Source organism: Methanosarcina barkeri str. Wiesmoor (assembly GCF_000969985.1).
GTDB classification, from domain to species: Archaea; Halobacteriota; Methanosarcinia; order Methanosarcinales; family Methanosarcinaceae; genus Methanosarcina; species Methanosarcina barkeri_B.
The window spans coordinates 3,769,839-3,791,291 of sequence record NZ_CP009526.1; the positions used below are offsets into that span (position 1 = coordinate 3,769,839).

The 21,453-nt window shown below is 40.2% G+C and carries 16 protein-coding genes; 11 read left to right on the forward strand and 5 right to left on the reverse strand.

All coding sequences use genetic code 11. The annotated features are described in order from the left end of the window. Positions 1-412 precede the first annotated feature (412 nt). The 6 genes from MSBRW_RS15545 to MSBRW_RS15570 all read left to right on the forward strand — a co-directional run bounded on the left by MSBRW_RS15545 (position 413) and on the right by MSBRW_RS15570 (position 5,786). Complete coding sequence (locus MSBRW_RS15545; protein WP_048103278.1) at positions 413-826, forward strand: NifB/NifX family molybdenum-iron cluster-binding protein; 414 nt, start codon at positions 413-415, stop codon at positions 824-826. A 332-nt stretch (positions 827-1,158) separates the two neighbouring features. Then, on the forward strand, positions 1,159-1,536 hold the full coding sequence (locus MSBRW_RS15550) for a NifB/NifX family molybdenum-iron cluster-binding protein (protein ID WP_011306820.1): 378 nt from the start codon (positions 1,159-1,161) through the stop codon (positions 1,534-1,536). A 143-nt stretch (positions 1,537-1,679) separates the two neighbouring features. Next, on the forward strand, positions 1,680-2,912 hold the full coding sequence (locus MSBRW_RS15555) for a cation diffusion facilitator family transporter (protein ID WP_011306819.1): 1,233 nt from the start codon (positions 1,680-1,682) through the stop codon (positions 2,910-2,912). Between the two features lie 101 nt (positions 2,913-3,013). Continuing rightward, the gene (locus MSBRW_RS15560) at positions 3,014-3,871 is read left to right on the forward strand and encodes an ATP-binding protein (RefSeq protein ID WP_011306818.1); all 858 of its coding nucleotides are present in this window, start codon (positions 3,014-3,016) and stop codon (positions 3,869-3,871) included. Continuing rightward, positions 3,868-4,800 (forward strand): nucleotide-binding protein, encoded by a 933-nt coding sequence (locus MSBRW_RS15565; RefSeq protein WP_011306817.1) that lies wholly within the window; start codon positions 3,868-3,870, stop codon positions 4,798-4,800. The genes MSBRW_RS15560 and MSBRW_RS15565 overlap by 4 nt, the downstream gene beginning before the upstream one ends. Positions 4,801-5,270: 470 nt before the next feature. Continuing rightward, on the forward strand, positions 5,271-5,786 hold the full coding sequence (locus tag MSBRW_RS15570; protein WP_011306816.1) for a hypothetical protein: 516 nt from the start codon (positions 5,271-5,273) through the stop codon (positions 5,784-5,786). A gap of 264 nt (positions 5,787-6,050) precedes the next feature. On the opposite strand, the gene MSBRW_RS15575 is transcribed toward MSBRW_RS15570, so the two are convergent. Further along, the gene (locus MSBRW_RS15575; RefSeq protein ID WP_011306815.1) at positions 6,051-6,368 is read right to left on the reverse strand and encodes a hypothetical protein; all 318 of its coding nucleotides are present in this window, start codon (positions 6,366-6,368) and stop codon (positions 6,051-6,053) included. A 182-nt stretch (positions 6,369-6,550) separates the two neighbouring features. On the opposite strand from MSBRW_RS15575, the gene MSBRW_RS15580 reads away from it, so the two are divergent. Continuing rightward, positions 6,551-6,916 carry a cupin domain-containing protein gene (locus MSBRW_RS15580; RefSeq protein ID WP_011306814.1) on the forward strand — a complete coding sequence of 122 codons (366 nt, stop codon included), beginning with the start codon at positions 6,551-6,553 and terminating at the stop codon, positions 6,914-6,916. Between the two features lie 11 nt (positions 6,917-6,927). On the opposite strand, the gene MSBRW_RS15585 is transcribed toward MSBRW_RS15580, so the two are convergent. After that, positions 6,928-10,212, reverse strand: a complete 3,285-nt coding sequence (locus MSBRW_RS15585) for a HEAT repeat domain-containing protein (protein WP_011306813.1) — start codon at positions 10,210-10,212, stop codon at positions 6,928-6,930. A 293-nt stretch (positions 10,213-10,505) separates the two neighbouring features. Between MSBRW_RS15585 and MSBRW_RS15590 the strand changes: the two genes are divergently transcribed. Continuing rightward, on the forward strand, positions 10,506-11,213 hold the full coding sequence (locus tag MSBRW_RS15590) for an endonuclease/exonuclease/phosphatase family protein (RefSeq protein WP_011306812.1): 708 nt from the start codon (positions 10,506-10,508) through the stop codon (positions 11,211-11,213). Between the two features lie 405 nt (positions 11,214-11,618). Here MSBRW_RS15590 and MSBRW_RS15595 read toward each other — a convergent pair whose 3' ends face one another. The 3 genes from MSBRW_RS15595 to MSBRW_RS15605 all read right to left on the reverse strand — a co-directional run bounded on the left by MSBRW_RS15595 (position 11,619) and on the right by MSBRW_RS15605 (position 18,067). Beyond that, positions 11,619-15,293, reverse strand: a complete 3,675-nt coding sequence (locus MSBRW_RS15595; RefSeq protein ID WP_011306811.1) for a HEAT repeat domain-containing protein — start codon at positions 15,291-15,293, stop codon at positions 11,619-11,621. A 125-nt stretch (positions 15,294-15,418) separates the two neighbouring features. Next, on the reverse strand, positions 15,419-17,200 hold the full coding sequence (locus tag MSBRW_RS15600; protein ID WP_011306810.1) for a chloride channel protein: 1,782 nt from the start codon (positions 17,198-17,200) through the stop codon (positions 15,419-15,421). Between the two features lie 294 nt (positions 17,201-17,494). Next, on the reverse strand, positions 17,495-18,067 hold the full coding sequence (locus MSBRW_RS15605) for a flavodoxin family protein (RefSeq protein ID WP_048103277.1): 573 nt from the start codon (positions 18,065-18,067) through the stop codon (positions 17,495-17,497). Between the two features lie 254 nt (positions 18,068-18,321). Here MSBRW_RS15605 and pta point away from each other — a divergent pair, with 254 nt between their 5' ends. The 3 genes from pta (at position 18,322) to MSBRW_RS21450 (ending at position 21,424) form a co-directional block, all read left to right on the forward strand. Then, entirely contained in the window at positions 18,322-19,323 is a 1,002-nt protein-coding gene (gene pta / locus MSBRW_RS15610) for a phosphate acetyltransferase (RefSeq protein WP_011306808.1), read from the forward strand. Positions 19,324-19,444: 121 nt separating this feature from the next. Then, positions 19,445-20,671, forward strand: a complete 1,227-nt coding sequence (locus MSBRW_RS15615) for an acetate kinase (protein ID WP_011306807.1) — start codon at positions 19,445-19,447, stop codon at positions 20,669-20,671. A 405-nt stretch (positions 20,672-21,076) separates the two neighbouring features. After that, the gene (locus tag MSBRW_RS21450) at positions 21,077-21,424 is read left to right on the forward strand and encodes an acetate--CoA ligase family protein (protein ID WP_080565345.1); all 348 of its coding nucleotides are present in this window, start codon (positions 21,077-21,079) and stop codon (positions 21,422-21,424) included. Positions 21,425-21,453 lie beyond the last annotated feature (29 nt).

Below are 21,453 nucleotides of genomic sequence, written 5' to 3' on the forward strand. Positions count from 1 at the left end.
GTGTCATCTGATATGATAGATAACTGAAATGTAAGAAATTCAAAAGTGAAGTGCTTTTGGGATAAAACAAAAACTCAGTTTCTATTTAAACTCAGTTTCTAATTGAGTCCAATTCCTAATAATGGAACTTCTGATTGTTTAAATCCTTAAACTCAATTTCTAATTGAGTCCAATTCCTAAGAACGGGACTTTTGATTGTTTAAATTCTAATGCTAAGATATTTCATAAAATTTGAATATTTTCATTCTTTTCTGGATTTATTTTTGACACGTTTTTTATTTAACGTGATGTAAATATAACAATTCCCTGCACATATAGAAATGTATAAATACTTCTACTCATATGAGTGAAAATAGGATTCCAGGACTTTTGAGTATAGATGGTCACAAAGGAAACAGGTGGAGTAAAAAGAATGAAGATTTGCGTAACAGCCAGTGGTGAAGGGCTTGACTCCGAAGTGGACCCCAGGTTTGGGAGATGTAGCTACTTTGTAATTTATGACCCTGAGACCAGAAATGTGGAATCTATATCAAATGCAGCTGCGTTTACCTCTGGAGGTACCGGTATAAAGGCAGCGGAAATTGTTGCAAACGCAGGAATCGATGTCCTCTTAACAGGAACTATGGGACCCAATGCTTTTTCCATTTTCTCAGAGCTTGGTATCGATGTTCAAGTTGGAATAAAGGGTACAGTGCGGGAGGCTATCAGGCAGTATGAAGCTGGAGAACTTCAGTCAATCCGTACTCCCAATACCACTCCTGGTTCTGGCATGGGGAAGGGGATGAAAGGAGGTGGTATGGGAAGTGGAATAGGTAGAGGCAAGTAATCCTTAGTCTTGATAACATTAGTAAGACAAAATTTCTGAGAAAGACACATTCCTCCATGTGTGAAAAACGGTATTATTCTCCTTTGTTTGCGAAAAACGGTATTATTCCCCTTAATTAGTGAAAAACAGTATTATTCCCCTTAATTAGTGAAAAACAGTATTATTCCCCTTAATTAGTGAAAAACGGTATTATTCCCCCTAATTAGTGAAAAACGTCGTTATTCCCCTTAATTAGTGAAAAACTTATATAGTTGTGTAATCTCAAGAATATATGTCAATGCAATCAAAAAGCATTACTAATTGATAAAACGATCGAAAGTGAAGGTGATTATATGAAAGTAAGTATTCCTACAAAAGATGAAAATGGTATGGAAGGTGTTGTTGAACCGCACTTCGGAAAAGCTCCTACCTACACCATAATAGACACAGAGACCAATCAAGTCACTGTAATTCCTAACACCAGTGAGCATATGGGAGGTACCGGACTGCCTCCAGAGTATCTTCATAATAATGGAGTGAATATCATGCTCTGTGGCGGACTCGGGTTTAAGGCTGTCAATATGTTCGAATCCTATGGAATCGAGGTTTTTGTGGGGGCTGGCGGCACTGTAAGGGATACGTTTGAGGCCTGGAAAGCAGGAAAGCTCCAGAACGCGACTGCTGAGAATTCCTGCTCCGAACACGGACACGACGACGATCACCACTGCTGAAATCACGAACAGTACTGCCAGAGAGAATAGTACTGCCAGAGAGAATAGTACTGCCAGAGAGAGTACTGCCAGAGAGTGTCAGAAAGGTTTCAATTTTCTAAGCTGTGATATGAATCAATGACTCATTTAAAACGGATCTTCAAATGAATACACAAGAAAACTTGGAACTAGGGGTTAAAACATCAAGGAACGCAACCCTGGCGCTTGCATTCCTTGCTTTCCTTAAAGGGGCTGTGGGTATTTATTCCGGAAGCACAGTCTTGTTTGCGGATGCTGTCCACACCGGTCTGGATATTTTTGCCTCTCTAGCAGTCTGGATTGGGCTCAAGATAAGCCTTAAAAGCAGTAAACATTTTCCTTATGGGTACTACAAAGCAGAGAACATCATAGCTCTCTTTGTTTCTCTATTGATCCTGCTTTCTGGCGTTGAATTGTTAAGGGAAGGCTTTACGGGCGTAAATACCACTGCTCAGATTGAGTTTCAAGGGCTTGCTCTTGTGACAGCTGTTTTTTCAGTACTTACAATCTATGGCCTTTCTATATACAAACGAAATATAGGAACAAAAATCAATTCTCAGTCCTTGATAGCTGACGCGGTGCATTCTTATACGGACGTCTTTTCTTCGATGATAGTGGTTGTGGCAGTCCTTGGCTCTATGCTGGGGGTTTCGAAACTTGACAGTTTAGGTACTATTGCAATTTCTCTTTTGATCTTCAAAATGGGAATCGAAAGTGCCAGGGATGCAGTGCTCACTCTGATGGATGCCTGGCTTGATGAGGATGAAAGTGAGAGAATTAAAAAAGACATACGTAATATCCCGGGCTTGATAGATCTTGAGGACCTGAAACTCCGAAAATCAGGACTTGTGGTTTTCGGGGAAGCTACGGTTGAAGTTGAGGGTGAAACCGACTTAAAAAGGGTGGAACTGCTTTCTAAGGAAATCAAAACAGCTGTTAAAAAAGAAGTGGAAAACCTGGAGCATATTGTTGTTAATGTAAAGCCTGTACAAAGGAAGAATTTTAGGCTAGCTCTTCCCGTTTTAGATAATAATGGGTTTCAAGCAAAGCTGTCAGAACATCTTGGGAAAGCTCCTTATTTTCTCTTTGTAGAGATCGAAGAGGGCAAGGTTGGAGATAATCAAATTGTCGAAAACCGATTTTTTAATTCTGAGAAAAAAGGAGGCATGAAAGCTGCGGACCTAATCATTCGGGAAAAAGCAAACGTCCTTGCGGTAAGAAATGTTGGTGAAGGTCCATACTATATGCTCCGAGATAATTTTATAAAAATTCTGCAAATTCCCGACGGAGTAGATACTGCTAGAGAAGTCCTCGACAGGTTCCAGAACCTCGAAGAAATCACAGTTCCTGCGAAATAACATAGAAAATCACAGTTCCTGCGAAATAACATAGAAAATTACAGTTCCTGTGAAATAACATAGAAAATTACAGTTCCTGTGAAATAACATGGAGATCGGATATGAAAATTGCAATTGCAAGTGGAAAAGGAGGAACCGGGAAAACCACGGTTTCTTTAAATCTTGCCCTTTCTCTTTCAGATGTACAGCTTTTTGACTGCGATGTAGAAGAACCTAACTGTAATCTTTTCCTTGGCTTTGACCTTGAAAAAGTAGAAGATGTAGTTTGTCCGGTGCCTGTAATCGATCAAGAAAAGTGCAATATCTGCAGGCAGTGTTCGGATTTTTGCCGTTATAACGCCCTGGCAGCCCTTCCTACCAGAGTTTTGTTTTTCCCTTCTCTCTGCCACGGATGCGGGGGATGTGCTGTCCTTTGCCCGGAAGAGGCAATCCAGGAATCTCAGAGGTTCCTTGGAGTAATCGAAAAAGCAAAAGGAAGAAGTTCACCTGAGTTTTACAGGGGGCTTTTAAATATTGGGGAAACGATGACATCGGCTGTTATCAAAGAGCTCAAGAAACATATCGATGATCATAAAACTGCAATTCTAGATGCTCCTCCCGGAACTGCCTGTCCCGTTATTACTTCTATTGGTGACGTGGATTATTGTGTGCTTGTGACTGAATCAACACCTTTTGGTTTCCATGACCTCAAGCTCGCCATAGGCGTTGTAAGGGCGCTTAAAATTCCCTTTGGAGTTATCATTAACCGCTGGGGGTTAGGAGATTCAAGGGTTGAAGAATACTGCAAAGCCGAAGGAATTCCTGTTCTTCTCAAGATACCAAACGATCTCAGAATTGCAGAGCTCTATTCTCGCGGCATTCCCTTTGTTCAAGAAATGCCGGAATGGAAAGAGAAGTTTCTCAGTATGTTTGAAGCAATAAAACTCCAGCTTGCAGGTGTAGAGGAAGCGAGAACATGAAGCAGCTTACTGTAATCAGCGGAAAAGGTGGGACTGGAAAAACAACCCTTACGGCAGCTTTTGCCTCGCTTGCAAAAAATGCTGTTATTGCCGATTGCGATGTGGATGCAGCTGACATGCATCTTATCCTGAAACCCGAAATTCTGGAAAAAGAAGACTATTACAGCCTCGAGATTGCCAGGATTGATCCGGAACTCTGTATCGAATGTGGAAAATGCAGAGAATTTTGCAGGTATGAGGCAGTAAGTGAAAATTTTGAAGTTGACCCTTATGAATGCGAGGGGTGTGCTGTCTGCACCATTGTTTGTCCCAACGGAGCAGTTTCCATGAAAAAAAAGGTTTCAGGTCAGTCTTTTTCTTCTGAAACCCGTTTTGGGCCTATGGCTCATGCAAGGCTCGGCATCGGAGAAGAAACAAGTGGAAAACTTGTAAGCACTGTTCGAACCAATGCGAAAAAGCTTGCAGAACAATATCATAAAGATTTAATTATAATTGACGGGCCTCCTGGAACAGGCTGTTCCGCAATTTCAGCTATTACAGGTACGGACCTGGTTCTGGTGGTAAGTGAGCCAACCGTTTCTGGAATCCATGACCTTAAAAGAGTTCTTGAGCTTACTGCACACTTCATGATCCCCACTGTTATATGCATAAACAAGTATGACATAAATGAAGAGAACACTCAGTTGATTGAAAATTTCTGTGCCGAGATGGAAATTCCGGTAATAGGCAGGCTTCCTTATAATGACATTGTAACGAAGGCAATGCTTCAGGAACAAACCTTGATAGAGTATGCTAAAAGCAGTGCGTGTTTAAACGAAAACGAATTTGCGGATCAGGTCTGCCAAATCTGGGCCAGGGTAGAAAATATACTGATGGGTGTTCAGGATAAACAGACAGGGATTAAAACCCTCAAAATGAAAAATTTATAATTTTTGTAATTTTTACAATTTTTTAAAAAGCTGTAGCAAAGCCTGGTTATTAAAGTCTGGCTATTTTATAGATGAGGCTTGTCAAATAAAAGTACACATTTTTTACTTTTTCAACTGAACTTTACTTTTTCAATTGAACTGTTTCTAATCCTTCTTTTTACTACTTTAACTTTAGAACCTCAGTACTCTTTTTTATAAACTATATATTTATATAATATTCTATTTATATTATCTCAAAGGCCAATAATCGTAAACCTTAGTTTTGATAACCACAGGCTTTTATCTGTACTTCTTTAATCAAAGTCGATTTCTAATTACGAGGGGGTTTAGTTCTGAAAGATATTGCTGTTGGAACCTGTGTACACCTGTTATCCCGGATAGATGACGAAGCTCTTGCCGAAGTCTGGAGAGAAATCTCTGCCGGAAAATCTCCAATAATCGATTCTCAGGGTAATCTGGGTTATTCCCTGTTGAGCGAGGACGGCATACTATTCATCAGAAATGATTTTGCGGCTACGAAATATGAGCAGTTTGAACTGGTTTTTGGGGACCTTTTCCTGCCAGACACGGTTCAGGAAATCCTTTTTAAAGATAAAGTGCTGCTTCTTATGGTATACAGGAAAAACATGCAGGACTTTTTACTATCCGAGCTTCGTACTGATGTCAAATTCATGCTTGACCTGCCGCGTGGGGAATACTCCTTTTTTGTATTTCTTCTGGACGCGGGCGCTGAATCCCTTTTAAGTTCCACAGTCTATGCCATAGGTTTTCCATCCAGGATGAATTTGAACAGCCCGGAGCTTGAGACCTTTTATCTCAAACATCCTGTTGATATCTGGGAATTCGTAGATCCTTCTCCTGTAGATATTAAACGCGGAGGACCCTTCTACATCAATATGATTATGGTAAACATTGAACAGATTCCGGGCTGTTCCCTGCTCTTTTCCGAACTTCTGCAGGAAGATGAATTCACACCTCCTCTTTGAAATCTACACTCTTAAATGAGCTCTGTATCTAAAGCTCTATTTTCTCTCTACTTAAGGTGCAGATTTGAGGACTTTACGTACAAGTGTAAAATTAGTATAAAAAGTGTAAAATTAGTATAAAAAGTGTAAAATTAGTATAAAAAGTGTAAAATTAGTATAGAAAGTGTAAAATTAGTATAATTAGTATAGTTTTTCAGATTTCAAAAGTTCAAAAATAGTAAAATTAAAATGAAAATCTATTATCCTTAATATCTGATAAGAAACTCAATTTTTCACATTCATTATTTGCTGAACTGCAAGGATATCAACTAATGTAATTACTCCAGCCACGAAGAAGATTACTGAAGGTATTGTGCTATAAATAATCGAACCTCCTGTAGCTAATGAATATAAATAATAAAGCGCGTATAATGGACTTATAATTAAAATAACCCATGTAATGTATGTGAATGCATCCTTACTCATCTTTTCACTATTGATATCTGATTTTTTATTTGTTTTCGTATTTTCGCTATTGACATCTGGTTTTTTATTTGGTTTCATTTTTTCGCTATTGACCTCTGGTTTTTTATTTGTTTTCATATTTTTATGCTCCGAGTATTATTATTCATCAAATTTTCTCCTAATATTAATTAATAATGTACAACATATATAATAATTTGAGCCTGGGGTGGTTTTTTCAAGAAAAGTTCCAAATAAGAAAGTCTAGGTACAAAGTTCTTGAACGAAAAGATAATTATAATTGCGATTTTCAGTAATTCACAATGCAGCTCTTTACCAGATATGAAGAAGTAGAACCTTACATTACTAAGGACAGTTCAATTATCCGCGAACTTATGCATCCTTTTGTCCACGGTAATTCAAACCAGAGCCTTGCCGAAGCTACCGTGCCAGCCGGCGGAAAAACTATTCTTCACAAACACTGCCTGACCGAAGAAATCTATCACATTACAGATGGCAGTGGGATAATGACTCTCGGCTCTGAAGAATTCAAGGTCAAAAAAGGATATACTGTTTGCATTTCTCCCGGCACTCCGCACAGAATTCAAAACACAGGAAATACGCCGCTGAAAATTCTCTGCTGCTGTGCACCGGCTTATTCACATGAGGATACGGAATTGGTGGAATGAGTGCAATAAAATTAGATTCTTAAGAATTTTTCATCTTTGAACAAAATGACTTTTGATCTCTCTTCTTTTTCTATTTCATAGAGGATTTCAAATGCTATGTTAATTGAAAATTCATGATCTGATTCAAGTAGATCTTCCAGCTGCTTTTTATTTTTTACAGTACAAATCTTTCCAAGTGCCTCTGCCCCGTTCCATCGCACATGTTCATCTTTCAGCGCGTTAATTAGCGGCTGCACAGCTGTCTCGGATTTAATATTTCCAAGTGCCTCTGCCGCTTCTCTCCGCACATCTGAATCTTCATCTTTGAGTGCGTTAATTAGCGGCTGCACAACTGTCTCAGATTTAATATTTCCAAGTGCCTCTGCCGCTTCTCTCCGCACATCTGAATCTTCATCTTTGAGTGCGTTAATTAGTGGCTGCACAGCTGTCTCAGATTTAATATTTCCAAGTGCCTCTACCGCGCTCCTCCGCACATATTCATTTTCATCTTTGAGTGCGTTTATTAGCGGCTGCACAGCTGTCTCAGATTTAATATTTCCAAGTGCCTCTACCGCGCTCCTCCGCACATCTTCATTTTCATCATTCAGTGCGTTAATTAGCGGCTGCACAGCTGTCTCAGATTTAATCTTTCCAAGTGCCTCTACCGCGCTCCTCCGCACATCTTCATTTTCATCATTCAGTGCGTTAATTAGCAGCTGCACAGCTGTCTCAGATTTAATATTTCCAAGTGCCTCTGCCGCGCTCAATCGCACGTGTGAATTTTCATCTTTCAGTGCGTTGATTAGCAGCTTCACTGCTGTATCAGATTTTATTTTTCCAAGTATCTCTGCCACATTCCACCGAAGATCATCATCTTCATCTTTCAATGCGTTGATTAGCGGCTGCACAGCTGTCTCAGATTTAATCTTTCCAAGTGCCTCTACCGCGCTCCTCCGCACATCTTCATTTTCATCATTCAGTGCGTTAATTAGCGGCTGCACAGCTGTCTCAGATTCAATATTTCCAAGTGCCTCTGCCGCTCCCCTCTGCACATTTTCATTTTCATCATTCAGTGCGTTTATTAGCAGCTGCACAGCTGTCTCAGATTTAATATTTCCAAGTGCCTCTGCCGCGCTCAATCGCACGTGTGAATTTTCATCTTTCAGTGCGTTGATTAGCAGCTTCACTGCTGTATCAGATTTTATTTTTCCAAGTATCTCTGCCACATTCCACCGAAGATCATCATCTTCATCTTTCAATGCGTTGATTAGCGGCTTCACAGCTTTGTCAGATTTTATATTTCTAAGTGCCTTTATCGCGCTCCACCGCACACTTGGATCTTCATCTTTCAAGGCTTCGCTAATTATACTGATTCCAGCGACTCCAATTCTTCCTAGGCTTTCAATAGAACTAATCTTTTCTAATATACACTTAGAATCCATTTTCTCGGTAAGTAAAGCACGCAGTTTTTCCTTTACTTTTTCACTTGCTTTATTTACACACTTTGAAGCCAAGAAAAGCTCGCTTTTTAAAAGCATTGAACCAATAAATTTGTCAATCGAGTCCGAATCCAGCATTTCAGAGGTGAATATCACAACTTCTTCCCATTTTGGATGACTAAAAGCCTCTGATACGTCAAATCCACTTTCAAAAAGTTCTTTTAGCTTTATAGCTGCAAAATATTCTTGAAAAGACTGGTGGATTCCATATGATACATAATTATCATTTCTATTAAGTATTCCAAGTTTGAAGCAGTCTTCAAGAATTAACTGCGGGCTAATTTTTTTAAACATAGAATCTTCAGAACTTTTTTTGACAAATTTGAGAGCTCCAGAATATTTACATGAAACTTCATTCCTGCATTGAAGTTTAAAATACAGGTCAGTAAGAGAATTCTCGATTTGTATTCTGTCTGCGTGAAGGCCTTTCCCCTTTTCTTCCTGATGACTGAAAAGAATATCAATAAAATTTTCGTACAATTTAGAACGTTTTGAAGGCAGTAAGTCATCGGACTTGTCTTTTCTTCCCATAGCAACTTTGATGGCAATGTAAAGCATCATTGGGTTTGAGAGTATGGATTTTAGCTGTTGATTGCTAAGGATTTTGTCTTTGAGAGTATTTGCGAGTTCTTCATTTGAAACAGAGCGATCTATGAATATCTCGATTTTTTCGTCGGTTAGTTTTTCCAATTCCGAGACTTTGAAACTGCTTTTTATACTCTCAAAAAAGCCCGGTCTTGAAGAAATAACAAATCTGCAATTATTGTAATCGGTAATGAAATTTGAAATCTTATCATAGGGATAGAATTCATCGGTAGGTGAAAGTAAGTCAAAGCCATCGAGGAGAATAGTTGCTTTTCCTTTCAATATCGTTTTTAGGACGTCTTCTGATATTCCTTTCTCTTCGGCTTTCTTAGCGATGTATATATCAAATGGGTTTTTTATGAAACGTTCTTCACCGATGTATGAATTTAATTCAATGTACAGGGGAACATTTTCGTTTTTCTCCTCAAGGTAACTTTTAGCAAGGATATAATTCAACCATCTAAATGTAGTTGTTTTTCCTGAGCCTGATTCACCGGAAATGATAAGCTTTTCTTCTTTTTCAACAAGCTCAAGAACCTCAAATTCTTGTTCTCTATTGCTTTCCTCATCGTGGAATTTGAGAGTTACTGGCAAAATCTCTTTGGCTGAAAGTTCGGTATAGACTTCACTGACCCCGGTTTTTCCATCTTCATCTATTATTTTATTCAGGTATTTTTCTAATGATTCTTCAAAGTATACGCCGGATTCTTTTTTACTTTGATTTTCTCTTCTGCCGTTGATTACTTCGTGCACTTCCTGAACGTTATGAGCTAGTTCCTTGACGTCTTTAGATAGCTTTTTAACCCCTTGATTCATCTCTTGGGTTGTTTTATATGTTTCTTTTGCTAAGTAGAACTCAAGATCGTTTTTAAGTTCAGGTTCTTTTTCTATTTCGGAATCCATTATCTCAAAAAAGGAATTTAAAATTAAATCTGCGTCTTCGCGGGAGAAATCCTCCCCACTGAACAATTCAAAAAACTCGTGGATTAAAATATTTGAACAATCAATCTTATCTGGATTTTTCAGGTATTTTTCAATTGCTTTTTCCACATTTTCCTGATGAAAAAACGTATCAATTTGTATTCCAGTCAATTTATAGCTCTTATTCGAGAACTCTTTTATTGCTTTATCATAAACTTTTGAAGAAGTATTAAAAATGTGTCCAGGGATCTTCTTGGAAGAGTCATACAAGAAGTTAGTAAGAAAGCCCAAAGCTAATCCTGAAATAGCCATCGTATCCCCGTTGATATGAAAATCTCTTCTTTACTTCTCAATCAACTTCCTTATGAAACCATCTAAATTAATTCTTTCTATTTTATTCGGGAAAGGCCGCTCTCCTGCGTCGAGCGTGACAAAAACGGCCAAAATACGGCTAGTAAGGTTATTCGGTCTTATTTTCCCAGTTGTTCCTTTGTTGTTTGTTTTTCATTTTTCCGGTTCAAATGAAGTTGTTTTATACTCTTTACTGATTTTTAACTTAAATTCAAAGCTTTTTAGTAATTAGTGACTGTATCAATAGTCTTTATATGAAAATCATAACCTGGAACTGTAATATGGCTTTCCGGAAGAAATACAAACATATTCTTCCTTTTGATCCTGATTTATTGATTGTTTCTGAGTGTGAGCATCCAGATAAATTCAGTGATAAATTTTACAATGATGTTTTATGGATAGGTGATAACAGAAACAAGGGCCTGGGTGTTTTCAGTTTTAATGATTTTGAAATTGCAATCCATGAATCCTATTGTGAAAATTACAGGTATGTCCTTCCTGTCACAGTGAACGGCAATGAAGCCATGAATCTTATTGCTGTCTGGTCGCAGAACAATACAGAAGATCCAAAAAGGAGATACATTGGAGAAGTTTGGAAGTCACTGAATTACTATAAGGACTTGTTCAGATTTTCAACGATTATTGCAGGTGATTTCAACTGGAATGTTATCTGGGATCAGGGAAATCAGAAATATCCTCTTTACGGAACACTAACTGATGTAATTAATTTGTTAGAGCAATTTGATATTTTCAGTATGTATCATACTTTTACAAATGCAGAGTTCGGGATTGAAAAGGAACCGACACTTTATTTCAGGAAAAATAAGAAGACTCCTTATCATATAGATTATATTTTTGCGCCTTCTAAAATTATTAATTGCGGGAAATCATTTCTGGTTGGTAAATATGAAGATTGGATCTCTCTGAGCGATCATATGCCTTTAATAGCAGAATTAGAATAACTACTCACTTCTTGGAACTTCTTTACGGAAATCTTGCAGCGTCTTCTTTTTAATCGTGTAGCTTATTTTATCTGTCTTCTCTTTTTATTTGGATACGGCCGCTCTCCTGCGTCGAGCGTGACGAAAATGACCCAGAATGATGAATAAGGTTGCGTGGGTTCGAAAGATCTCGTATTTATTTCTCGTATTTATTTCTTTTGACCAAAGTAACTGATATAGCTTATAAATTAGTCCTCTTGAGCGAAGCGAAAAGGACCTCGTGCTCCCGAAGCGAAACTCGGGCGTGACAAAGACGACCCGATATGGCAACATGGTTTCACGAATTAATTTTTCCATTTATTGGGTTGAAATGAGGTTATTTTATCCTTTATTGTGATCTTCTACTGCTTTCTACAGCTTCCTGATTTATTCCCAATCTAAAAACAGCTCGGTTTTTAAGATTTCTTCCATTTCAATGCCTTCCAGGATCTCAAAAGCGAGATTTGCCGTAAACTCATCCTTTGAGTCCAGTAAAGCCTGCAAGCGTGGTCTGTCATCTTCAGTACATATCTTTTTGAGGGCTCCGGCTGCTTCGGCTTTTACGAAGCGGTTCCAGTCATATAAGCTATTGATTAGGGGCTCGATGGCTTTTTTTGGTTTTATCCGGCCGAGGGCTTTTGCAGCAGCCAGGCGCGTGAAATCGTCCTTGTCCATAAGGGAGGCAATAAGATGATCTACTGCTTTTTCGGCCTTAATCCGGCCGAGAGCTTCGGCTGCACCTGATCTTCCTTTATTATTCTGGTCCATCAGCGCATCAATAAGAGGTTCTATAACCCGCCTGGATTTTATTTTTCCAAGTGCTTTTGCAGCTTCTTCTTTTACAAAGCCATCGTTATCAAAAACCAGCACATCTATCAGGGGCTGGAGGGCTTCTTTTGATTTTATCCGGCCGAGGGTGTTGGCTGCAAACCGGCGCACGGTTGCATCTCTGGACTTGAGGACACTGACCAGCTGGGGGATAGCTTTTTCACAATCAAAAAGGTTCAGGGACCCGGCTGCAAGCCTCCTGACTTCATCATCCTCGTTATCAAGGGCACTGATCAGGGATTCAAAAGCTCTTTTGCTCCTGCTTTCAGATAGGCTTTGCAGTGCTTTTGCTGTCTCCTTTCGCACAAGTTTATCTTCGTCTTTCAGGGCATTATCAATGAAATCAAAGATTTGGTCCGATATGCAATCAGGAATCCCATAGGGAGTTATCTGGCCAAGGGCTCTTACTGCTCCTTGCCTTGTGAAAGGGTCCTGGGACTTAAAAATCCTGATAAGGGGATCAAGGACTTTTTCGCACTCCAGTTGTCCTAGTGCATTTGCAGCTTCCTTCCTGACAAAGCGGTTTTCATCTCCAAGTGCAAAAAGCAACGGAGCAATGGCTTTTCTGACTTTTATCATTCCCAAGGCTTTTGCGGCTTCCAGTCGGACTAAATGGCTGTTGTCCTGGAGTTTATTTATCAGGGTTTTAGCAGTTTTCTCGGACTTTATTTCTCCAATGGATTCTACGGCTGTCTTTCTTACAAATTCATCCTCATCCGAGAGTGCCGAAACAAGGGGGTCAAGCGTATCCTCGGACCCTACTACTCCAAGGGCTTTTGCGGCTTCTCTTCGGACGAAACGGCTTTTATCTCCAAGCATATTGACGAATGTGCCGGAAGTTTTGTCCGATTTGATTTCTCCAAGTGCTTTTGTAGCGATCCAGCGCACAAATTCATCCTTATCTTCAAGGGCACCTACAAACGGTTCAACAGCTCTTTCCGATCTCATCCGGCCCAGGGCTTCGGCAGCCCCCAGCCGGACAAGCTTGTCTTCTTCCTGAAATGCCTTTATAAGAGCTTCTGCTGCTTGCCTGGAATTTGTTCTTCCAAGAGCCCCTACAGCCCCAATCCGAACAAAATCATCTTTGGCCCCAAGTGCGGAAATAAGGACTTCCAGCGCTTTTTCAGATTCAATCTGCATTAGCGCATTTGCAGCTTCCAGTCGGACAGCCCGATTCTTATCTTTAAATGTGTCTCTGAGCAATTCAATTGCTCTTTCGGACCCTATTAAGCCAAGAGACTTTATGGCTTCTATCCGCACAGAATAATCTGCGTCCCCAACTGCAGTCTCAAGCGGAACAAGTGCCATCTTGGATCTGGTTTCCCCAAGCACTTTCGCAGTTTCTCTTTTTACCCTGATATCTTTATCTTTAAGTGCTCCAGTATTGGCCCTGATCCCACAGGTTCCTAGCCTTCCAAGGCTCTGAACAGCCTTTACTTTTTCTATAGTATACCTGCTGTCAAGTCTTCTGGCAAGCAAAGCACATAGCTTTCCTTTTGTTTCGGGGCTGGCTCTCAGAGCACATTTTGAAGCCAGATATAAGTTTCCGCTTGAGATCATCGAATTTACAAGTTCTTCTTCTGATTCGAGCAAATCCGAGGTGAGCATTATCACATTCTCCCATCTTGGATTCCTGAATGCCTTTGAAATGTCCGTCCCATTTTCAAAGTAAGTTTTCAACTTTAAAGCTGCAAAATATTCCTGAAAAGCTCGATCTATTCCGAACTTTATTTCTGACCTCTTTCTTATCAGGAGTCCGAGCCCTAAGCAGGCCTGAAGGAGTTTTCTGGCCTTTATCTTACCCAATCGGCTGTACTCGGTAGTCCTTCCAGACTTGCTGTATTCTATAATTCTTCCAGACTTGTTGCATTCTGCAATCTTTCCAGACTTGCTGTATTCTATAATCTTTCCAGACTTGCTGTATTCTATAATCTTTCCAGATCTTCTGGATTCTGTATATGCTTCTGCCACTTCAATTGCATAGCTATACTTACATGAAATCTTATTTCTGCACTGGAGTTGGAAGGCCAGGTTCATAAGGACATTTTCTATATCTGTTCTTTCGGTATTCAGCTCTTGACTATCTGTTATTCCATTATTTAGATCTTGAGAACTTATTATTCCGTTACCGAGATCTTGAGAACTTATTATTCCGTTACTGGGATTTTGAGATCTTATTTTTCCAAAATTTGACTCTTGAAGATCTATTTTTCCATTATTCAGTTTTTGAGACTCTGTTATTTCGGCACATGGCGCTTGAGAACCTATTTTTCCATTAGGTGACCATTCCAAACTTATTTTCTCAAAACTTATTCTTAGAGGCAGCTGGTTTTGGGATCTAAAAAATTCCTTTCCGATCCTGTAATCTTTACAAAGCTCCAAAACAAAAGCCTGATATATTTCTGCCCGGCTGGAAGGAATAGAATCAAAATGGGTAAAGTGCTGGACATCTTCCTGTTTTCCTCTTGTCCCCATATGCGCAGTTGAAAGTTTGATCCAGAGGTAAAGCAGCAGAGGATTCTGGAGGATTGGTTTTGACTGAATTTCTTCCAGGATTCTGGCTTTTAATAGCTTTGCCTGTCTTTTATTTGGGACATTCTTTTCTATAAACAGCCTGATTTTTTCATCGGTCAATTTTTCAAGCTCTGAGAGTGCAAATGTACTTTTTAAGCTATCCGAAGGCTCGGGTCTTGAGGCAATAACATATCTACAGGCTTCATATTCGGAAATAAAGTCAGAGATCTCATCAAAGGGAGAGAAATTCTCTGAAGGCGTGAGCAGGTCAAGCCCATCCAGTAACAGCAGAGCTTTTCCTTCGAGCAGTTTCTCAAAATCCGTCTCAGAAATACCTTTTTTCGTTACCTGTGCTTTTAAATAATTATAAAAAGAACCTTTTACATAAGAATCAAGTGCTATATATATTGGCACAAATCCCTCTTTTTTCAGTAGGCGTTTCCTGGCATAGACGGTATTCAGCCACTTAAGGGTGCTTGTTTTTCCCGAACCTGCTTCTCCGTAAATTATCAGGTGCCTTTCTTTTTCCACAATTTGTGAGATCTTGAAGTCATAGGCAAGGGAAACCCTTTCTTCGAAAAGCCTGCGTGTGATTGGTAGTATTTCTCTGGCAGATAATTCTACGTAGTCACAGACTTCATCCTTATCTTCCAGTATTATGTTTTGCAGGTATGTTCTCAAGTCCCCATTTAAGCCGCTTTCAGTTACGGGCTCAGGCATAATGTCCCCCCACAATCTATAAATGGTGTTTCCTTTCCAGGTTCTACTCTTTTTGTCAGGGAACCTTCTTTAGGTTTACTGCTTTCAGTATGTATTTTCAGTATGTATTTTTCAGTATGTGTTTTTCAGTATGTGTATTCAGTATGTACCCTGACTTTTTCCACGACTTTCTTGTTATATGCATTTACGATATCGCTTCGGGTAATAAGACCGAGAAGTCTGGTTTTATCCTCTCTGTCCACGACTGGAAGCCTGCCTATTTGCTTTGAAGCGAAGCGTTTGAGTACTGCGTCAAGGGTTTCATCGGGGTAGGCAACTTCAAGACGCTGGGTAGCTATATCTTTTACTTTTTTGTCGACATCTCCGGACTTTACTTTGCTCCGGAGATCTGAAAGGGTTACTATACCTGAAAGTTTGCCTTTGGAATCAAGGACCGGAAAACCGACGTGGCGGCTTACCTGCATTAGGGTCGTAAGTGCTTCAACACTCTTATCCTCAGAAACTGTCTGGACATATGTGATCATGGCATCTTTTACAAGCATGGAGCTCATGATATCTACTTCTCTGCCTTTTCGGATCTTAAACCCTTTCCTGCGTAGACCCTCCGTAAAAATGGACTCCGGATAAAGGGCATTTGACATCACATTGCTGAGGACGCAGGCAAACATGAGAGGAAGAATCATATTATAATCTCTTGTAATCTCAAACAGGATCAGGATGGCAGTAAGGGGAGCCCTGGCAGTTCCGGCAAAGACCGCGCCCATCCCAACCATAGCATATGCTCCTTGATCGGCTACAGCCCCAGGGAAAAACAAGTTTGCGATTGTCCAGAAAGCTCCTCCCAGCATTGCACCTGTAAAAAGGGAAGGAACAATCGTTCCTCCTGAGCCTCCAGAGCCCAAGCTCAGGGAAAAAGCGAGGACCTTCAAAAAGAGCAGGATTAGCAGGAGCTTGAAAGTAAGCTGGTTGTTGAGTGCATCCGTTATTACATCATATCCCATTCCGAGAACCCTGGGGTAAAAAAGGCCTATTGCACCTACTGCGAGCCCTCCCAGGGCAGGCTTGAGAACGGGATGGAAAGGGATTCCCGAAAAAATATCTTTTATGTAGTAAAGCGTCCTGATCAGTAGTGTAGAGACAAAACCTGCAAGAAGCCCTAGCACAAGGTAGAGCCCGAGTTCTTTGTAGGGACTTACCAGCTGGTAGAAAGGGATCTCTATGGGTCTAACTCCGAAAAGTGTGCTTGAGACGAGAGTTGCAAAGACCGAGGAGATAACTATCGGAATAAAGGTCCTGGTTTCAAGTTCCCCGTAAATCACCTCTACCACAAAGACTACTCCCGCAAGAGGGGCGTTAAAGGCAGCCGCAATTCCGCCGGCAGCTCCGCAACCTAGAAGTATCTGAAGCTGCCTTTCCGGGCTCTTCAGGATTCTCCCGAGAAAAGCTCCAGTCCCGGCTCCTGCAAGGATTCCAGGTGCTTCCTTTCCCAGTGCACCTCCGGAACTGATTGTGATTATTGAAGTAAAAATCTCCAGAAAAACATCCTTGAGATTAAGCCTTGCTCCGCGGAGGGTTACGGTTTCTATAAGTCCGTCAACGCCGTACTTCTTTTTCATCAGAAAATGGGAGATTATTCCTACCAGCAACCCTCCAAGGGCTGGCACGAATAACACATAATAATGTGGGAACTCGTGTAACGGGGATCCTTGCTGCATACCCAGAAAAGTATTGCTGTACTGGAGAGTTTGGTCATAAACTCCTATCACGAACCCTGTAAGGAGCCCGATTATAATAGCAATTGAATTGACCCTGGCAGTTTCGGTATCAAACCGGGTAATATACTCTGTTATCCTGGGATGTTTTTTTACATTGTGAAATGCCGATATGTGCTCTGGACTAACTTCCAAAAACTCGTGCCTCTTGAATCCTTTTATGTCTTCCCTTTTCTTTAACAAAAAGGTAAGTTTCAGGTTTATTCTACTTGAATATTTTTATTCTACCTGAATATTTTACACTCGAAGGATTTCAAGCATTTATTTAAATGTATCATTAAATTATATTATATAATGTATGCCCGTACAGCTGTAAATATTGGGGATTCTTTTTCTTGATTCTTTTTCTTGATTCTTTTTCTTTATTTTCGGCCTTCCTCTATTTTCATTATCTTTTGCCTTCTCTATTTACATCTTTTCATTCAGTCTTTATCTTTTGTTATTCTGGATAAGTTCCAGAACTTCACAGAGTTTTTTTGCAGTTTCGGAAACGGTCTGCATACCAATGGAGTCTTCTTCTACAGGGTTCCAGGCTATTCCACCGAAATGAGAATTATCGCCAACTACAATCATGCCGTGAATATGCATCCAGTCATGGATTGACTGAATGGTTTTTTCCTGACCTCCGTTTCTTGAGCCTCCAACTGAGAGAGCTGCTCCAACTTTGTTTTTAAGTGCAAAGTTATTGCGGCGAAGTAAGACACTTCTGTCAAATAAGGCTTTAAGCTGGGAAGGATAATTCCCCATATATACCGGTGATGCAACAATTATACCGTCGGCAGCTTTCATTTTCTCATAAACTTTCTCCATACTGTCTTCAATAACACAGGAAGATTTTTCTATGCAAGCTCCGCATACTTTACAGGGGGCAATTTCTTCATTTGAGAGAAAAACAGTCTCGGTTTCAAAACCTCTGTCTTTTGCAATTTCGAGAGCAGCTGCAATCATTTTTTCACAGTTCTGGCCCTTTCGTGGGCTACCTGAAATTCCAAGTATCTTCATTGAAATCATTCCGGAACTCTTTTATATTAATTTATCATTTATATTCAGTAATATTGTCTTAAGTTTCACAGATCTGATATAAAATTAGTCCAGATCGTTACATATCTCAAGATAAAACTTGTATTTTAAAACGATGCTGAGTGTTCTAAATATATATTTTTCATTTTTATATATATCGCTACCCATTTTACGTAAATTTATATATTAAGACCCAGCTAACTTAGACTACTCTAATTATATAGGAGGTTGGTTGATTGGTAACATTTTTAGAAAAAATCAGTGAAAGAGCAAAGAAACTCAACAAAACAATTGCTTTACCTGAAACTACCGATATAAGAACTCTTCAGGCAGCTGCCAAGGCCCTCGAAAGAGGGGTTGCAAATATCGTTCTCATCGGCGATGAAGCAAATATTAAGGAGCTTGCAGGAGATCTTGACCTCTCAAAAGCAAAAATTGTAAATCCTGAGACTTACGAGAAAAAGGATGAATACATTCAGGCTTTCTACGAGCTGAGAAAGCATAAGGGTATTACACTCGAAAGTGCAGCCGAAATTATGAAGGATTACGTTTACTTCGCTGTTATGGCGGCTAAACTCAATGAAGTAGACGGTGTAGTTTCAGGTGCTGTTCACTCTTCCTCTGATACACTTAGACCTGCTGTCCAGATTGTTAAAACTGCCCCTGATGCAGCTCTCGCATCTGCTTTTTTCATTATTGCCGTGCCGGACTGTGAATATGGGTCAGAAGGGACATTCCTCTTTGCTGACTCAGGTATGGTTGAAATGCCCAGTCCTGAAGACGTTGCAAACATTGCTATCATTTCTGCAAAAACCTTTGAACTGCTGGTTCAGGATGATCCATATGTTGCAATGCTTTCTTATTCCACTAAGGGAAGTGCACACAGCAAACTGACTGAGGCAACAATTGCTGCCACAAAGCTTGCACAGGAACTCGCTCCAGATATTCCAATTGATGGTGAACTCCAGGTAGATGCAGCAATTGTTCCAAAAGTTGCAGCTTCAAAGGCTCCAGGAAGCCCTGTTGCAGGCAAAGCTAATGTCTTTATCTTCCCTGACCTTAACGCTGGAAACATAGCATACAAGATTGCCCAGAGGCTCGCCAAGGCCGAAGCTTATGGCCCTATTACTCAGGGACTTGCCAAGCCAATTAATGACTTATCCAGAGGCTGCAGCGACGAAGACATTGTCGGTGCTATTGCAATTACGTGCGTTCAGGCCGCAGCACAGGACAAATAATCTCAAACGTTTCTATATTTACAAACATTTTAGAAAGCTTTTTATTGACTTTCATATATAAAATATCTTATTGTATATATAAAACGGAAATTAAAAGCAATCTATGAATTGGGGTTTAAAGATGAAGGTATTGGTAATAAATGCAGGAAGCTCATCGCTGAAATATCAGTTAATTGATATGATCAATGAATCCCCTCTTGCAGTCGGTCTTTGCGAAAGGGTGGGAATCGATAACTCGATCATTACTCAGAAGAGGTTCGATGGCAAGAAGCTGGAAAAGCAGGTTGACCTGCCAACCCACAGAGTAGCCCTTGAAGAAGTTGTCAAGGCTCTTACGGATCCGGAATTTGGTGTCATCACAGACATGGGTGAAATCAACGCGGTCGGACACAGGGTTGTGCACGGTGGCGAGAAGTTCACAACATCTGCTTTATTTGATGCAGGTGTCGAGGAAGCTATTAGAGATTGCTTCGATCTGGCTCCTCTCCACAACCCTCCAAACATGATGGGAATTTCAGCCTGTGCAGAGATCATGCCTGGAACGCCCATGGTTATTGTTTTTGACACTGCATTCCATCAGACCATGCCTGCGTATGCCTACATGTATGCTTTGCCATATGACCTCTACGAAAAGTATGGAGTGCGAAAATACGGTTTCCACGGGACTTCCCACAAGTATGTCGCTGGAAGAGCCGCTCTTATGCTTGGAAAGCCTATAGAAGATACAAAGATTATCACCTGTCACCTCGGAAATGGTTCAAGTATTGCAGCAGTGAAAGGTGGAAAATCTATTGATACCAGCATGGGCTTTACTCCTCTTGAAGGGGTTGCAATGGGTACCAGATGCGGTTCCATTGATCCGGCAGTCGTTCCCTTCGTTATGGATAAAGAAAGCCTGTCAAGCAGAGAGGTTGATACTCTCATGAACAAGAAGTCTGGCGTACTTGGAGTTTCCGGGATAAGCAACGACTTCAGAGACCTTGATGAGGCTGCCTCTCATGGAAACGAGAGAGCTGAGCTTGCCCTTGAGATCTTCGCATATAGTGTCAAGAGAGTCATTGGTGAGTATTTAGCCGTGCTCAATGGTGCAGATGCGATTGTCTTTACCGCAGGTATCGGAGAAAACAGCGCAAGCATCAGAAAGAGAATCCTTACTGGTCTTGAAGGTCTCGGTATAAAAATCGATGAGGAAAAGAACAAGATCAGAGGCCAGGAAATCGACATCAGTACCCCTGATTCGAGTATAAGGGTTTTTGTCATTCCAACCAATGAAGAACTTGCCATTGCAAGGGAAACAAAGGAAATTGTTGAGACCGAAGCTAAACTACGTAAATCGGTACCTGTTTGATCGTAAAGGAAAAGTCTCCTTTACCTTTTCTATTTTTAACTTTTAGTATACTCGTAAAAGCTTAAACTGTATTTTTGCTGAAACCTGCTTTACTGTTATGAGTTTTACTGTTAAGTGTTTTGCTGTTAAGAGTTTTGATGTTAAGTGTTTTGCTGTTAAGAGTTTTGATGTTAATAGTTTTGATGTTAAGGGTTTGATGTTAAGGGTTTGATGTTATGAATTCAATTTCTACCATTTTTGTTTTTCTGCTTTTTTCTGCTTTTCGAAAAATAACTATTCAGCCTTCGAAAATTGAAGTTTCTATTGTCACAAAATTGATACTCCCAAAGAATAACTGTCGTTAAGCTATCATATAATTATGAAGCAGATGGATATTGTCCCTCGCACATCTGGACCAGATAGGGTATTGGCAAAACCAGGGTTTTTGAAGCTGCCAGAGCAAAGAACTGGCACATACTGGGCCTTGAAGCTTTTGATATCCTGCAAGCTTATGGTATTCCTGTAGTAAAGGCAAAGTTCGCAAAAACTGCAGAAGAAGCAATAATTGCTGCAGAAGAGATCAGTTATCCACTTGTGATGAAATTCGTTTCTCCACAGATTTCTCATAATACCGCTGAAGTGAAAGCTACCTATGAGGACATAAGGGAAAGTATCTTAAAGAAATTACCTAAAGCCTATAAGGCCGTTTTCGACCAAGCCTTTTTTAAAAAGGCTTGCAGTCAATTTTTCAAGTTTTTTTCCCAATTCTTATAACTAACTTTTTTCGCCATCAGTTGGCAGTG

Coding starts and splice junctions, on each gene's coding strand:
- MSBRW_RS15545 (WP_048103278.1), top strand. CDS start 413: ATGAAGATTTGCGTAACAGCCAGTGGTGAAGGGCTTGACTCCGAAGTG.
- MSBRW_RS15550 (WP_011306820.1), top strand. CDS start 1,159: ATGAAAGTAAGTATTCCTACAAAAGATGAAAATGGTATGGAAGGTGTT.
- MSBRW_RS15555 (WP_011306819.1), top strand. CDS start 1,680: ATGAATACACAAGAAAACTTGGAACTAGGGGTTAAAACATCAAGGAAC.
- MSBRW_RS15560 (WP_011306818.1), top strand. CDS start 3,014: ATGAAAATTGCAATTGCAAGTGGAAAAGGAGGAACCGGGAAAACCACG.
- MSBRW_RS15565 (WP_011306817.1), top strand. CDS start 3,868: ATGAAGCAGCTTACTGTAATCAGCGGAAAAGGTGGGACTGGAAAAACA.
- MSBRW_RS15575 (WP_011306815.1), bottom strand. CDS start 6,368: ATGAAAACAAATAAAAAACCAGAGGTCAATAGCGAAAAAATGAAACCA.
- MSBRW_RS15580 (WP_011306814.1), top strand. CDS start 6,551: ATGCAGCTCTTTACCAGATATGAAGAAGTAGAACCTTACATTACTAAG.
- MSBRW_RS15585 (WP_011306813.1), bottom strand. CDS start 10,212: ATGGCTATTTCAGGATTAGCTTTGGGCTTTCTTACTAACTTCTTGTAT.
- MSBRW_RS15590 (WP_011306812.1), top strand. CDS start 10,506: ATGAAAATCATAACCTGGAACTGTAATATGGCTTTCCGGAAGAAATAC.
- MSBRW_RS15595 (WP_011306811.1), bottom strand. CDS start 15,293: ATGCCTGAGCCCGTAACTGAAAGCGGCTTAAATGGGGACTTGAGAACA.
- MSBRW_RS15605 (WP_048103277.1), bottom strand. CDS start 18,067: ATGAAGATACTTGGAATTTCAGGTAGCCCACGAAAGGGCCAGAACTGT.
- MSBRW_RS15615 (WP_011306807.1), top strand. CDS start 19,445: ATGAAGGTATTGGTAATAAATGCAGGAAGCTCATCGCTGAAATATCAG.